General features: G+C 59.7%; 13 protein-coding genes. 2 read left to right on the top strand and 11 right to left on the bottom strand.

The window, feature by feature from the left end; genetic code table 11:
* Positions 1 to 15: 15 nt before the first annotated feature.
* From GUY40_RS15080 to GUY40_RS15040, 9 genes are all read right to left on the bottom strand, one after another.
* On the bottom strand, positions 16 to 621 hold the full coding sequence (locus tag GUY40_RS15080; RefSeq protein WP_166569729.1) for an START domain-containing protein: 606 nt from the start codon (positions 619 to 621) through the stop codon (positions 16 to 18).
* A 32-nt stretch (positions 622 to 653) separates the two neighbouring features.
* On the bottom strand, positions 654 to 911 hold the full coding sequence (locus GUY40_RS15075) for a YkgJ family cysteine cluster protein (RefSeq protein ID WP_166569712.1): 258 nt from the start codon (positions 909 to 911) through the stop codon (positions 654 to 656).
* A gap of 120 nt (positions 912 to 1,031) precedes the next feature.
* A complete protein-coding gene (locus GUY40_RS28340; RefSeq protein WP_256675764.1) occupies positions 1,032 to 1,280 on the bottom strand; it encodes a hypothetical protein in 249 nt (82 codons plus the stop codon).
* 341 nt (positions 1,281 to 1,621) lie between these two features.
* Positions 1,622 to 3,064 (bottom strand): PLP-dependent aminotransferase family protein, encoded by a 1,443-nt coding sequence (locus tag GUY40_RS15065; RefSeq protein ID WP_166569711.1) that lies wholly within the window; start codon positions 3,062 to 3,064, stop codon positions 1,622 to 1,624.
* 315 nt (positions 3,065 to 3,379) lie between these two features.
* Complete coding sequence (locus GUY40_RS15060) at positions 3,380 to 4,192, bottom strand: OmpA family protein (protein WP_166569710.1); 813 nt, start codon at positions 4,190 to 4,192, stop codon at positions 3,380 to 3,382.
* Positions 4,192 to 4,545, bottom strand: coding sequence for a DUF4398 domain-containing protein (locus GUY40_RS15055; RefSeq protein ID WP_166569709.1), 354 nt, complete (start codon positions 4,543 to 4,545; stop codon positions 4,192 to 4,194). The genes GUY40_RS15060 and GUY40_RS15055 overlap by 1 nt, the downstream gene beginning before the upstream one ends.
* Before the next feature lie 9 nt (positions 4,546 to 4,554).
* A complete protein-coding gene (locus GUY40_RS15050) occupies positions 4,555 to 5,379 on the bottom strand; it encodes an ABC transporter substrate-binding protein (RefSeq protein ID WP_166569708.1) in 825 nt (274 codons plus the stop codon).
* Between the two features lie 107 nt (positions 5,380 to 5,486).
* Positions 5,487 to 6,431 (bottom strand): electron transfer flavoprotein subunit alpha/FixB family protein, encoded by a 945-nt coding sequence (locus tag GUY40_RS15045; protein ID WP_166569707.1) that lies wholly within the window; start codon positions 6,429 to 6,431, stop codon positions 5,487 to 5,489.
* Positions 6,432 to 7,181, bottom strand: coding sequence for an electron transfer flavoprotein subunit beta/FixA family protein (locus tag GUY40_RS15040; RefSeq protein WP_166569706.1), 750 nt, complete (start codon positions 7,179 to 7,181; stop codon positions 6,432 to 6,434).
* Positions 7,182 to 7,719: 538 nt separating this feature from the next.
* Between GUY40_RS15040 and GUY40_RS15035 the strand changes: the two genes are divergently transcribed.
* On the top strand, positions 7,720 to 9,384 hold the full coding sequence (locus tag GUY40_RS15035) for an electron transfer flavoprotein-ubiquinone oxidoreductase (protein WP_166569705.1): 1,665 nt from the start codon (positions 7,720 to 7,722) through the stop codon (positions 9,382 to 9,384).
* A gap of 148 nt (positions 9,385 to 9,532) precedes the next feature.
* Here the strand turns inward: GUY40_RS15035 and GUY40_RS15030 are convergent, their stop codons facing one another.
* Positions 9,533 to 10,852: an MFS transporter gene (locus GUY40_RS15030; protein ID WP_166569704.1), complete on the bottom strand. Its 1,320-nt coding sequence runs from the start codon at positions 10,850 to 10,852 to the stop codon at positions 9,533 to 9,535.
* Positions 10,853 to 10,966: 114 nt separating this feature from the next.
* The gene (locus GUY40_RS15025; protein WP_166569727.1) at positions 10,967 to 11,437 is read right to left on the bottom strand and encodes a histidine kinase; all 471 of its coding nucleotides are present in this window, start codon (positions 11,435 to 11,437) and stop codon (positions 10,967 to 10,969) included.
* A gap of 497 nt (positions 11,438 to 11,934) precedes the next feature.
* Between GUY40_RS15025 and GUY40_RS15020 the strand changes: the two genes are divergently transcribed.
* Positions 11,935 to 13,197, top strand: a complete 1,263-nt coding sequence (locus tag GUY40_RS15020) for a 3-phosphoshikimate 1-carboxyvinyltransferase (RefSeq protein WP_166569703.1) — start codon at positions 11,935 to 11,937, stop codon at positions 13,195 to 13,197.
* Positions 13,198 to 13,395 lie beyond the last annotated feature (198 nt).

Here is a 13,395-nt window from a genome sequence, read left to right as displayed (position 1 = left end):
AATCTCAAGTAACTGTTATGGCTTTTCTGCCTTTTCTTTCAGTCCTTTCAATGTGTTGAAAGGTGCATCCACTACAAATTTGTTCGCAATCATCGAGGGCACACTGCCACCTGGCTCGGTATGGACCTGATACGTGACTTCGGTTTGATCACCTTTGGGGATCAACTTCCAGAATCCCTCCACTTTAGCGACCCGCACAAAGCTTTTTTCCTCAGGAATATAGGTGGGTACACCTTCCAGTTTGCGGGTCAGGCTACCGTCAGCATCCTGACGTGTGGTCACGTGCAGCACCGAATCGCGCGGGGTCACCGGCCAAGGGGTGCTGAACTGGGTATAAGTCCAACTTTGATCGCCTTCCTGCTTGAGCAACTTTTGCTGCTTGCATTCATGAATCCAGGCGCATGAACCGGAAACGTCTTCCTGAATCTTCTTGAGCTCGGCAACGCTGGCCTTGATCAACGTAACACCACGGTAGGCCTTGTACTTGGAGCCAGCCACGTCACTGAGCGAAACCTTGATGCCATCCTGATCCTTGGCCACCTGCCACTCATCGGCAAAGGCGCCACTCATCAGAAAGGCACTCAACCCAGCAACAACAGCAACTCGATGCAGCGATCCCATTTTGTATTCCTTATTGTCGAAGATCAGTTCGATCAGGCCACGGCTGTCGCCTGCTCCCACCACCCCAGCATCGTGATCGCCTCCTCCCGACTGTTGCCACACACCTCAGGGTCTGCATCGAAAGCACCACACACGGCGGGCCTTTCAGGGCGACCGAACAGTTGACATAAATTGTCGACCGACAATTGCAGGCAACGCTCTCCGGCCGGCTTGCCGTTGGGCATGCCAGGGATCGGCGAACTGATGGAAGGGGCAATGCAGCAGGCGCCACAGCCTTCTCGGCATTTCATGACGTCAGGACCTCTTTTCAAATCCAGGTGATGATGGGAATCAGGATAGTACCCGCTAAAACAGCCGTTTGAAATTGGCGCATCGGAGTGACTAACGGGTCATCCACGTTTATTTGCAGGCTACCGCTTGAACTCGAATTCCAGCGCCGCACCCTCGACTTCCCTCTGGAAATCATTGCGCAACTGCAGCTGCAGCTCATTGCTGAGCAAGCGACCGTTGAGCTGAAACTGGCTTTCCTCGGTTTTCACGCTATCGCCAAACATCGCTGGCAACAGCGGCTTGAGCACGGTGTCATCAATCTTTGAAGCCGGCTCCAGCTCTTTGACCATTTCCGGGGGTAAGGTCAGGTCAATATTGGTTTCAGGCACGGCGTCGGCCTTTTTGCGCGCAGCTGTTTTGACTGCAGGCCCCTTGGCGGGCGCTTTGTCAGCGCTCGCGGCCTTGGCTTGAGGTTTTTTTGCAGGCTCGGCCGGCTTTGATTTCTGTGGCGCAGGCTTTTCCTTGGGCGCTTGTACAGCCTGCGCGGGCGCTTCCCGCTCAGCGGCCACAGAAACCGTGTTGCCGACGAGCGGAGCAGCCAGACTGAACACCACAAGACAGATAAGACAAGAAGCTTTCATGGACAGAGGCAGTGAGGGAATAGAAGACTATGCTCCTCGCTCGGAACAAGACTGACAAGCCCGCGCCCTGCCCTTTTAATCTTTCTTCATTAATACAAACCCTGGGCGGACTCCTGGCACAGCTGGCTGGCCAGCATCCCGAGGGTCATCAAGGCCCTTTCCGCCTCGCGATTCCACGGAATGCCACAGTTAAGCCGAATGCAGTGGTTGAACTGCTCTGTATTACTGAAGATCAGGCCTGGCGCGATACTGATGCCTTGCTCCAGCGCCCTGACATGCAGATCCTGAGTATTGACCCGCCCGGGCAAACTGACCCACAGGATAAACCCGCCGGTTGGCCGGGTCATTTGTGTCCCCTCAGGGAAATATTGCTGAACCGCCAGCTGATAGGCACTCAGATTCTTGCGGTATTCCTGACGGATGTAACGCAGATGGCGGTCATAGCCGCCGTTCTCCAGATAGGCTGCCACACCCATTTGCGTGACACTGCATGCCGAATGAGTGGAAAAGGTCTGTAGACGCTGGATTTCTGCCTGAAATTTACCCGCGATCATCCAGCCGATTCGCACACCTGGCGACAAGGTCTTGGAAAAGCTCGAGCAATAAATCACCCGCCCCAGCCGATCGTGCGCCTTGAGCGCCTTGGTCTTGCCCTGCTCGAACATCAATTCGCCATAGATATCGTCTTCAACGATCTGAATATCGAAGTCCGATGCCAGGCGCAGCAATTGCTTTTGCCGCTCTTCGGGCATGGTACCGCCCAACGGATTGCTCAACCGCGTAGTCAGCACCAGCGCCTTGATCGACCACTGGTTGGCGGCCAGCTGCAGTGCTTCAAGACTGATACCGGTGGCGGGGTCGCTCGGGATCTCGATGACTTTCAGGCCCAACAAATCGGCCAGTTGCAGCAAGCCATAATAAGTCGGTGATTCTGCCGCGATCAGGTCACCCGGACGAGTCAGAACGCGCAACGACATCTGCAAGGCATCCACGCAGCCGTGGGTGATCACCACTTCCGACGGATCGACCACCACGCCGGCATCACGCATGCGAATCGCGACCTGGCGGCGCAGCGGCTCGAAGCCTGGGCTGAACATGTAACTGAAGGCCCGCGGACTGTGGAAGCGGGTCACTTTTGCCAATTGCTGGTGCAAGGCCCGAACCGGTAAATAGTCCACGTGTGGCACAGCCGCACCGAGGGGGAACACGCCCTCGCGGCGCGACTCGACCAGTACTTGCTGAATGATGCTGCTGCGGGTGACCAACCCCGGTCGCTCGACCCGCGCGATATCGGGCGTTGGCGCCGTCAGTGCAGGTGTCTGGTGAACGTAGTAGCCCGATTGTGGCCGAGCCCGTATCAGCCCCTGGTCTTCGAGGTTGGCATACGCCTGCAAGACGGTCGCATGGCTGACATTGAGCTGCGAGCTCATTTTACGAACGGACGGCACGCGCTCGCCGGGTTGATAGACCCCGCGGCGAATGTCTTCGGCCAACTGCTGGGCGATACGTTGGTATAGCAGGAGATTGGTCATCACAGCTCTCGGCTTGCAGGCGATCTCATTATTTTCAGCAAGACTACCGTAACAGTTCAGAAGTGTACTGGGACAGTTGCCAGAATAGTCGACAATACAGTCTTGTGACACACGTTACCGTGCGCGGTCGACAAAATGCACAAAAGCCCTCGCGCGAGCATGAAAAAGCCCGGCCTTCTTTCGAAAACCAGGCTTTTTATGCCTGCCCCTGCAGGAGCCGGGCTTGCCCGCGAATGGCCTCGCCGCGATTTGCCTGACGAACGCAGTGAAGCCATTCGCGGGCAAGCCCAGCTCCTACAGGGGGGTGTGCCTGCTTTATTCGCGGGCGGCGCCGAGCTGACCCTTGTCATCGGAGAAGACAATCTCTACCCGACGGTTTTTTGCTCGCCCCCGCTCGGAGGCATTGACCTCGATCGGGTACTCATCGCCATAGCCTTCAACCTGGATGCGCTTTTCGTCGACGCCCAGGTCAACCAGCATGTCGGCCACCGATTGCGCCCGTGCCTTCGACAATTGCAGGTTGTCCTGCTTGCTGCCGGTGCTGTCGGTATAGCCCTCGATGCGCAGCACACGCCTGGGGTTCAGCTGCAGAAACTGCACCAGCTTGAGCACGGTGCGGTTGGCCGAGGTTTTCAAATCCGCTTCGCCGGTGTCAAACAGCACATCACCCAAGGTCAACACCAGGCCACGGTCAGCCTCGTTGTTGGCCAGGCTGGTGATTTGTTCTTCCAGCCACTTGCCTTGCTGCTGAACGCTGGCGAGCTTGGCCTCTCGCAAGGCCAACTGCAGGCGCTGACGTTCGAGTTCGAGCTTGGTCAGGCGTTCCTGATTAAGCACCAGTTGGCTGTGCTCCCGAGCGATCTCGCTGTAGCGCTGGCTCAAATAGGCGTAATGACGAACATCGGTACCGGTGCCCCAGTAACTGGACAGGCGATCGGCGCGGGCCAGCGATTCTCCGGCGCGGATGACATCACGCGGCGCGCTGCGCAACACGTTGGAATCTTCCTTCACCGCCTGGAAACTTTCGGTTGCCTGTTGCAACGCCGTCTCGGTGCGCTGGCTGGCGCAACCGGTCAGGCCGATGGCCGCCAGCAACATGACAGTGCAAGCCTTGGGTCTGATCAGCATCACTGTTGTTCCCCCAACTGTTTGTGCAGGCGCTTGATACGCGCCTGAAGCACAGTCAGTTGCTCCTGGCTCTTGGAGGTCAACACTCGCGCCTCGGCAAGTCGCGCATCCAGCTCAGCCTGCTCGGCCTTCATGCGTGCATCCTTGAAATCCTGGCTGATCATGTCGGCACGGGCGCGCTCGAACTTTCCATCAGCAGTCTTGAGTTCCGGCACTTCTTCGGTGGCGCCGACAGCCTTGGCCTGCTCGAGCGCCTGCTCGGTCAGGCGGATCTGCTCAGTGGGCGCCGGGTCGTTGGCGCAGCCCGCCAGGGCCAGCATCGCCACGGCGGCGAATAGCGATTGGATTCTCACAAAGTCTTCCTACTGTTTAGGGGCGTCGAGCGGTGACTGCATCTGCGCTTTCCAACGCTCGACATTGCGTTGCAGTACAGCTTCGGTTTGGCCTGAGACCGGCAATTCTGTCATCTTTTTTGCCAGCTGTCCGCGTAACCACGGATCGTTGCAGGCCGAATTATGGGACACAGCCAGATACAACCCCGGGCGGTCGACGGGCAACTCGCGCGACACCAGGTCGCCTCCCATGCCCAGGCTCTGGCTGTAAGCCAGGCCTGCGTAACGGCCGGCGAGCACATACTCGACCTGACCCAGTACCAGCTTCTGAAATGCCTGAGTCAGATTCTCGGTCTTTTCAAGTTTGAGGTGCTCGTTGGCCACGACCTGAAAAGCAGGAGTCAATCGCGCACGCTGGGACACGGCGCCTGCATACCCGTGCAAATCGGCAAGGCTGTGGTACGCCAGCGCTGAGTCGTGCCGGGTCCAGACCAGGTAATCATTCTGCACCAGTGCCGGATGAATAAAGTCCATCGAGCCCAATTGATCAACCAGCAGCGGCGCATCCACCAGCAGGTCCATGCGACCGCTGCGCACCTCTTCCTGGGCATCGCTGCGCTTGCCGCCGTAGAGGATCTCGATCTTTATACCCAACTCACTGGCCACTTGGGTCAACAGGTCAGCATTGGCGCCGATCAGGTGGCGCGGGTCCTTCGGGTCCTGCCACAAGTAAGGTGGTGCGTCCGGGCTACCGGTGGCAACCAGGCGTTCGCATTTGCCGACCGCCAATGCCAGCGATGGTAGTAACAGTGCGCCCAACAGGGTCACCGCCTTGATCCGGCCAAGCCGTCCCATGCACTCCTCTCCCTTTATGTCCCTTGAGGTCCCTTACAAAAAAACAGGCCACCCAAAAAAAAAAGCCCGATCAACTGACCGGGCTCTTTATAAGTGAAGCCGCCGGATTAGACCAGCTTCTCCAACTCAGGGATAGCTTCGAACAGGTCCGCTACCAGGCCGTAATCGGCCACCTGGAAGATCGGTGCCTCTTCATCCTTGTTGATCGCCACGATCACTTTGGAGTCTTTCATACCGGCCAGGTGCTGGATCGCGCCGGAGATACCGACGGCGATGTACAGCTGTGGCGCGACGATCTTGCCGGTCTGGCCGACCTGCATGTCGTTCGGTACGAAGCCTGCGTCAACCGCGGCACGAGAAGCGCCAACGGCAGCGCCCAGCTTGTCGGCCAGGGCGTACAGGTGTTTGAAGTTGTCCCCGTTCTGCATGCCGCGACCGCCGGAAACGACGATCTTGGCAGCGGTCAGTTCCGGGCGATCGGACTTGGCCAGCTCTTCGCCAACAAAGGACGACTTGCCTGCGTCGTGCGCAGCCGCAACGGCTTCAATCGCAGCCGAACCCCCTTCGGCGGCAACGGCGTCGAAGCCGGTGGCACGCACGGTGATGACCTTGATGGCCGCAGTGGATTGCACGGTGGCAATGGCGTTACCGGCGTAGATCGGACGCTTGAAGGTGTCGGCCGATTCTACCGAGATGATCTCGGAGATCTGGTCGACGTCCAGTTGAGCGGCCACGCGTGGCAGGATGTTTTTGCCGTTGGAGGTGGCCGGCGCGAGGATGTGGCTGTAAGCAGCACCCCCTGCTTCTTGAGCGAGAGCAGCGATCAGCGGCGCAACGTTTTCCGGCAGCTGGTGGGCGTAGGCGGCGTTGTCAGCGACCAGGACCTTGGCGACGCCAGCGATTTTCGCAGCGGCTTCGGCCACGCCACCGACGCCTGCGCCAGCAACCAGGACGTGCACATCACCGCCGATCTTGGCAGCGGCAGCGACAGTGTTCAGGGTAGCCGGGGCAACGGCACCGTTTTCGTGTTCAGCGATAACCAGGATAGTCATTTAGATTACCTTCGCTTCGTTCTTCAGTTTCTCGACCAGTTCTGCAACCGACTTGACCTTGATGCCAGCGCTGCGAGCAGCCGGGGCTTCAACTTTCAGGGTCTTGTTGGTGGAGGCGGTAGAAACGCCCAGCGCATCCGGGGTGACGGTTTCCAGCGGCTTTTTCTTGGCCTTCATGATGTTGGGCAAGGAAGCGTAGCGTGGCTCGTTCAGACGCAGGTCGGTGGTGACGATCGCCGGCAGGTTCAGCGAAACAGTCTGCAGGCCGCCGTCGACTTCGCGGGTCACGTTGACCTTGTCGCCAGCAATTTCCACCTTGGAGGCGAAAGTACCCTGGGCGTAACCGCTCAGCGCCGCCAGCATCTGGCCGGTCTGGTTGTTGTCGCTGTCGATGGCTTGTTTGCCAAGGATCACCAGCTGAGGCTGTTCCTTGTCGACCACGGCCTTGAGCAGCTTGGCCACGGCCAGGGAAGTCAGTTCCTCGGCGGACTCGACCAGCACGGCGCGGTCAGCACCCAGTGCCAGTGCGGTACGCAGTTGTTCCTGCGCAGTGGCAGGGCCGACGGTAACGACGACGATCTCGCTCGCCACACCTTTCTCTTTCAGGCGGACGGCTTCTTCTACGGCGATTTCGCAGAAGGGGTTCATGGACATCTTGACGTTAGCAAGGTCGACGCCGGAGTTGTCCGCTTTGACGCGAACCTTGACGTTATAGTCGACCACTCGTTTGACAGCTACAAGAACCTTCATGGATTCCTCGTTACTCTCCGGTGAAAAGATTGTCGCCTGGACGGACCCGGCGATGCTCGTGGGCACAAGGGCACCTCTAAAAACGATGGCAGGGGCGCAGATTTAGCCTGACTTGCCAGTCTTGTTTTGACCTATAAAGGCAAAACCACTGAGTCATCCGTTGTCGCGGCGTGTAAACTCCACTACAAAGCCGGATCTGGCCTATCTGCACTGCTTTCGCTGGTCTTTAGGGGTGCTCCTGCATCCGACGGTCAGCCTACGGCGAGCGCAAAACCGACCGTATCTTGACCGGAACACCCAATCCGGTCAATACGGCAAACTGGCCAGTCATTAGCCGCCTATCTTTGATTTTACTGGCCTTCAGCAAATTCAAACAAACGTTTGTATTGGACCACCCGAGTGGTGTAGATATAATGCGCGGTCTAAGACAAAGCTGTGTAGTCCGTTTGTGCGCCTGCTACAGCGCCACGGCCTGCCCGAAGCGCCAGCCGACCCCTCTAACTAGAAAAACTGATGAGCCTTGAGTAGGAGAGAACCTGTGGAACGCGAATACATGGAATTCGACGTGGTCATCGTCGGCGCAGGTCCGGCGGGCCTGTCCGCCGCCTGCCGACTGAAGCAGAAGGCCGCCGAAGCCGGTAACGAAATCAGCGTCTGCGTGGTCGAGAAAGGCTCCGAAGTCGGCGCCCACATCCTCTCCGGTGCCGTGTTCGAGCCGCGCGCCCTGAACGAGCTGTTCCCGGACTGGAAAGCGCTCGGCGCGCCGCTGAACACCGAAGTCAAACGCGACGACATCTTCGTCCTCAAGAATGCCGAAGGTGCCATCAAGGTGCCTGACCTGTTTGTGCCCAAGACCATGCACAACGAAGGCAACTACATCATCTCGCTGGGCAACCTGTGCCGCTGGCTGGCCCAGCAAGCCGAGAACCTGGGCGTGGAAATCTACCCGGGCTTCGCCGCCCAGGAAGCGCTGTTCGACGAGAACGGCGTGGTCCGCGGGATCATCACCGGCGACCTGGGTGTCGACCGCGAAGGCAACCCCAAGGAAGGCCTGTACACCCCGGGCATGGAACTGCGCGGCAAGTACACCCTGTTCGCCGAAGGCTGCCGTGGCCATATCGGCAAGCAACTGATCAAGCGCTTCAATCTCGACAGCGACGCCGACGCCCAGCACTACGGCATTGGCCTCAAAGAAATCTGGGAAGTCGACCCGGCCAAGCACCAGCAAGGCCTGGTGGTCCACACCGCCGGCTGGCCGCTGGACATCATGGGCACCGAGAACACCGGTGGCTCGTTCCTCTATCACCTGGAAAACAACCAGGTGGTGGTCGGCCTGATCGTTGACTTGTCCTACGCTAACCCTTACCTGTCGCCGTTCGACGAATTCCAGCGCCTGAAGCACCACCCGGTGTTCAAGCAGTACCTGGAAGGCGGCAAACGCATCAGCTACGGCGCCCGCGCCATCAGCAAGGGCGGCCTGAACTCGCTGCCGAAAATGGTCTTCAAGGGTGGCGCGCTGATCGGTTGCGACCTGGGCACCCTGAACTTCGCCAAGATCAAGGGCAGCCACACCGCCATGAAATCCGGCATGCTCGCCGCCGAAGCGGTCGCCGACGCGCTGCTGGCCGGCAAGGAAGGCGGTGACGAACTGACCGGCTACGTCGAGGCGTTCAAGGCCAGCTGGGTCTATGAAGAACTGTTCGCCAGCCGCAACTTCGGCCCGGCAATCCACAAGTTCGGCCCGATCATCGGCGGTGGTTTCAACTGGCTCGACCAGAATCTGTTCGGTGGCAAGATCCCGTTCACCCTGCGTGACACCAAGCCGGACTACGCCTGCCTGAAGCTTGCGGCGGACTCGAAGAAAATCGACTACCCGAAACCCGATGGCAAGCTGAGCTTCGACAAGCTGAGCTCGGTGTTCCTCTCCAACACCAACCATGAAGAAGAGCAGCCGTGCCACCTGAAGCTGGCCGATGCGAGCATCCCGATCAACCAGAACCTGCCGCTGTACGACGAGCCGGCCCAGCGTTACTGCCCGGCGGGCGTGTATGAAGTGGTCACTCAGGAAGACGGTAGCAAGCGCTTCCAGATCAACGCCCAGAACTGCGTGCACTGCAAGACCTGCGACATCAAGGACCCGGCGCAGAACATCACTTGGGTCACGCCGGAAGGCGCAGGTGGGCCGACTTACCCGAATATGTAAACGACGTCCGCTTCTTGTATCACAGCCTCCAAGTGGAGGCATTGAACCTGTAGGAGCCGGGCTTGCCCGCGATGAACGATGACGCGCAATACCTGTAAAATCGCGGCGTCCTTATCGCGGGCAAGCCGGAACGCCGGACCGCCAGCTCCTACAGTTCGGTCACCGCAACTCTTCCCAGGCTTACCTCGGCCTTGCGGCCAAACACCATCGCCGTCCCAACCCCAACCCCAACCATCCCCATCACCAGGCAATAGCCCACGCATACCCATGGGCTCCACGGCATCAGCGCGATCAGCAACAGCGGCGTGGTACTGGCCCACAGCGCATAGGCGATGTTGTAGGTAAACGAAATGCCCGAGACGCGGATTTTGGCCGGGAACAAGCCAACCATCACCGACGGCACCACTCCGACCACACCGCACGCCAACCCGGCCACGGCATAGGCCAGCCCCGGCCAACCCCAGCCGCCGATCAGGCTCGCGTACAACCCGGCGATTCCCAGCGGCAGCAACAGGCAATAGATGACCAGCGCCCGCCAGGCGCCAATGCGGTCTACCAACAAGCCGGCCAGCACGCAGCCGATATTCAGAAAGACAATGCCCATGCTGCTCAAGGCGAACGTATGCCCGGCATCGATGCCGAACTGCTTTTGCATCACGGTCGGGGTGATCACCACCAGCACCACCACCGCGGAGGTCAGTACGCAGGTCAGCAGCGCTGCAGGCAATAATGCCGCGCGGTGTTCACGCAACACCGTGCGAAGGGGTAGCTCGACAACGGCATCACGGCGCTCGCGCAAGGCCAGGAATACCGGCGTCTCGCTCAACCAGCGGCGCAGCCAGACGCCAATCACGCCAAACACGCCGCCCAGCAAAAAGGGGTAGCGCCAGGCGTAATCGAGAATTTCCTGCGGGGTGAACAACTGCGCCAACAGGGTCGCGGTCAAGGCCCCCAACAGGTAGCCAAAGGTCAGCCCTGCCTGCAAGAAGCCCAGGGCATAGCCCCGGCGGCCCTGGGGTGCGTGCTCGGCAACGAACACCCAGGCGCTCGGCACCTCACCGCCCACCGCTGCCCCTTGCAAAATACGCAAGCCGAGCAGGACCAGCGGCGCGGCATAGCCGATATCAGCGTAAGTCGGCATTATCCCGATCAACAGACACGGCAGCGCCATCATCAGAATACTGAGGCTAAAGACTTTCTTGCGCCCCAGGTGGTCGGCGAAATGCGCCATCACGATCCCGCCCAGCGGCCGGGCCAGGTAGCCGGTGACGAAAATCCCGAAACTTTGCAGCAGACGCAGCCACTCAGGCATCTCGGGCGGAAAGAACAGTTGGCTCAGGGTCAGCGCGAAGAACACGAAAATAATGAAATCGTAGATTTCCAGCGCGCCCCCCAACGCAGCCAGGCCGAGGGTTTTGTGGTCACTGCGCGACAGGCGGATCGGGCGCGCGGGATCAGAGGCAGTCATAAGGGCATCCGCATTGATGAACAGGCGGCGCATCTGGGTGCGCGTCGAAGGGTCGCAGCATAGCAAAATGACGGTGCACCTGTTACCGGTACGCCAACTATGGAAATCCCTTGTCTAGCGGCGTGAAAACACTGTATCCAGGCGATCTATACGGCTTTTGGGGCGGGCCCGGGGGAGATTCAAGGGCAGCTCGGCCAGCACCTGCGGTGCATCGACGATGTCCATGAAATTTTTCAGCGCGTCGTTGTCCGGCAGTCTTGGCAGGCAGACATTGACTGCCTTGCGCTGGGCAGGCGGCACCATCGGGATATGCAGGATTTGCGTCTCATACAACAAGGCGTGGCGAATCTGCGGGTTACCCCGGCAGAAACGCTCCATGTCGACGCCGGCGTGGGTGGCAAGGTCAGTGTTGGCGATCAGTAGATGGAAGGGTTCGAGGGCGCTTTGAATCAGCTTGAGCAACTGCTCGAAGGACTTCACCGGCGCAATGCGGTAATAGCCCATTTGATTGAGCATTTTTTCGATCTGCATGACCTGCACCAGATGCTCGTCGGCGATCAGGATTCGCATGGATTTGTTCGGCATCATCAATGACCAAGGCAGTAAATGTGAGGGACACTCCTTGACCAGTACAACGCCTTTTATGGACTGCAGGCTGTTGGCAATGCTCCCCAGCGATGGGGTCTGTTCTTTATAGTTGTTGAAAAATGCGTGAAATCAAGTCGACATCTTTAAACACTGCATAGAACCGATGATTGGATACAACAGTCCTATCTAGCTTACTCCCGGGGCAGCCGCTCGGACAGCGAGCTGATGAACGTGCCGCAGCCTACCCGCCTTCCTTCTGAAGGGACGATCCGCGGTGTCTGGACTTTTTGCGCACGGAAGATCAAAGCCAGAGCCAGAGCCAGAGCCAGAAACAGACCAGTTATCTCGCAGTTGCGCGAAGAACCCAAAAAAGTGCGATTTTCCGGTAGCACGACAAAACCCAAGGCGAGTACCCTTCTGCGCCTGAACCGCCTCCCCACCTGCGGGCCCGGCCCGAGCCGCCGGCCCACGCTTTACTGTTGGAGATTCGCCCCATGACCGCGCAGCAGACCGTCACCGTCACGCCAACGACACTCCCGTTGAAGGGCCGTGTGATCCCACCCGGCTCGAAATCGATCACCAACCGCGCGCTGCTGCTCGCGGCCCTGGCCAAGGGCACCAGCCGCCTGAAGGGCGCGCTGAAAAGCGACGATACCCGGCACATGTCCGTTGCGCTGCGGCAAATGGGCGTGACCATCGAAGAGCCGGACGACACCACCTTTATCGTCACCAGCGCCGGCCACCTGAACGCGCCGCAAGGCCCGCTGTTCCTCGGCAACGCCGGCACCGCCGTGCGCTTTCTGACTGCCGCCGTGACTACCGTGGATGGCAGCGTCACCGTCGATGGTGACGAGTACATGCGCAAGCGCCCGATCGGGCCCCTGCTCGACACCTTGCGTGCCAATGGCATCAACGTCGACTGCCCGACCGGCTGCCCGCCCGTCCGTATCCAGGGCAACGGCAAGGTCGCAGCGACCCGCTTTGAAATCGACGGCGGCCTGTCGAGCCAGTACGTCTCGGCCCTGCTGATGCTCGCCGCCTGCGGTGAAAACCCGGTGGAGGTTGCCCTGACCGGCGACCAGATCGGCGCCCGTGGCTATGTCGACCTGACCCTGGCCTGCATGCGCGCCTTCGGTGCCAGCATCGACGTGTCGCAGAAAGGCACCTGGACCGTCGCCGCCAGCGGCTACCGCGCCAATGATTACCTGATCGAACCCGATGCCTCGGCAGCCACCTATCTGTGGGCGGCCGAAGCCCTGACCCAGGGCCGTATCGACCTGGATGTTGCCGCGAAAGACTTCACCCAACCCGACGCCAAGGCCTGGGAAGTGATCGCCAGCTTCCCGCGCATGCCAGCGGTGATCGACGGCTCGCAAATGCAAGACGCGATCCCGACCCTGGCCGTACTGGCCGCCTTCAACGAAACGCCGGTGCGCTTCGTGGGCCTGGCCAACTTGCGGGTCAAGGAGTGCGACCGGGTACAGGCCTTGCACGACGGCTTGAACGCCATTCGTGCGGGGTTGGCCACCGTCGAGATCGATGATTTGCTGGTGGCGTCTGACCCGGCGCTGGCGGGCACGACAACCGATGCGCTGATCGACACCCATGCCGACCACCGGATTGCCATGTGCTTTGCGCTGGCGGGGCTGAAAGTGGCGGGTGTGCGGATTCAGGACCCGAAGTGTGTCGGCAAGACTTACCCGGGGTACTGGAAGGCGCTGGAGTCGTTGGGGGTTAGCCTGACGTTTGCGGGTTGATGTCTTAAAGACAAACGCTGTGCCCCACGACCCTCACTGTAGGAGCAAGGCTTGCCTGCGATGAACGATGACGCGCAATACCTGTAAAACCGCGGCGTCCTTATCGCGGGCAAGCCCCAATGCCGGTCAGTTAAGGCATAGAGCGACGCAACCCTTGTAGGAGCGGACCTGGCCGCGATGGGCTGCGAAGCGGCCCCG

The sequence above is a fragment of the Pseudomonas sp. R5(2019) genome (assembly GCF_009905435.1).
Classification (GTDB): domain Bacteria; phylum Pseudomonadota; class Gammaproteobacteria; order Pseudomonadales; family Pseudomonadaceae; genus Aquipseudomonas.
The sequence above is the reverse complement of the archived record's forward strand: the minus strand, read 5'-3'. Positions and strand labels throughout refer to the sequence as shown.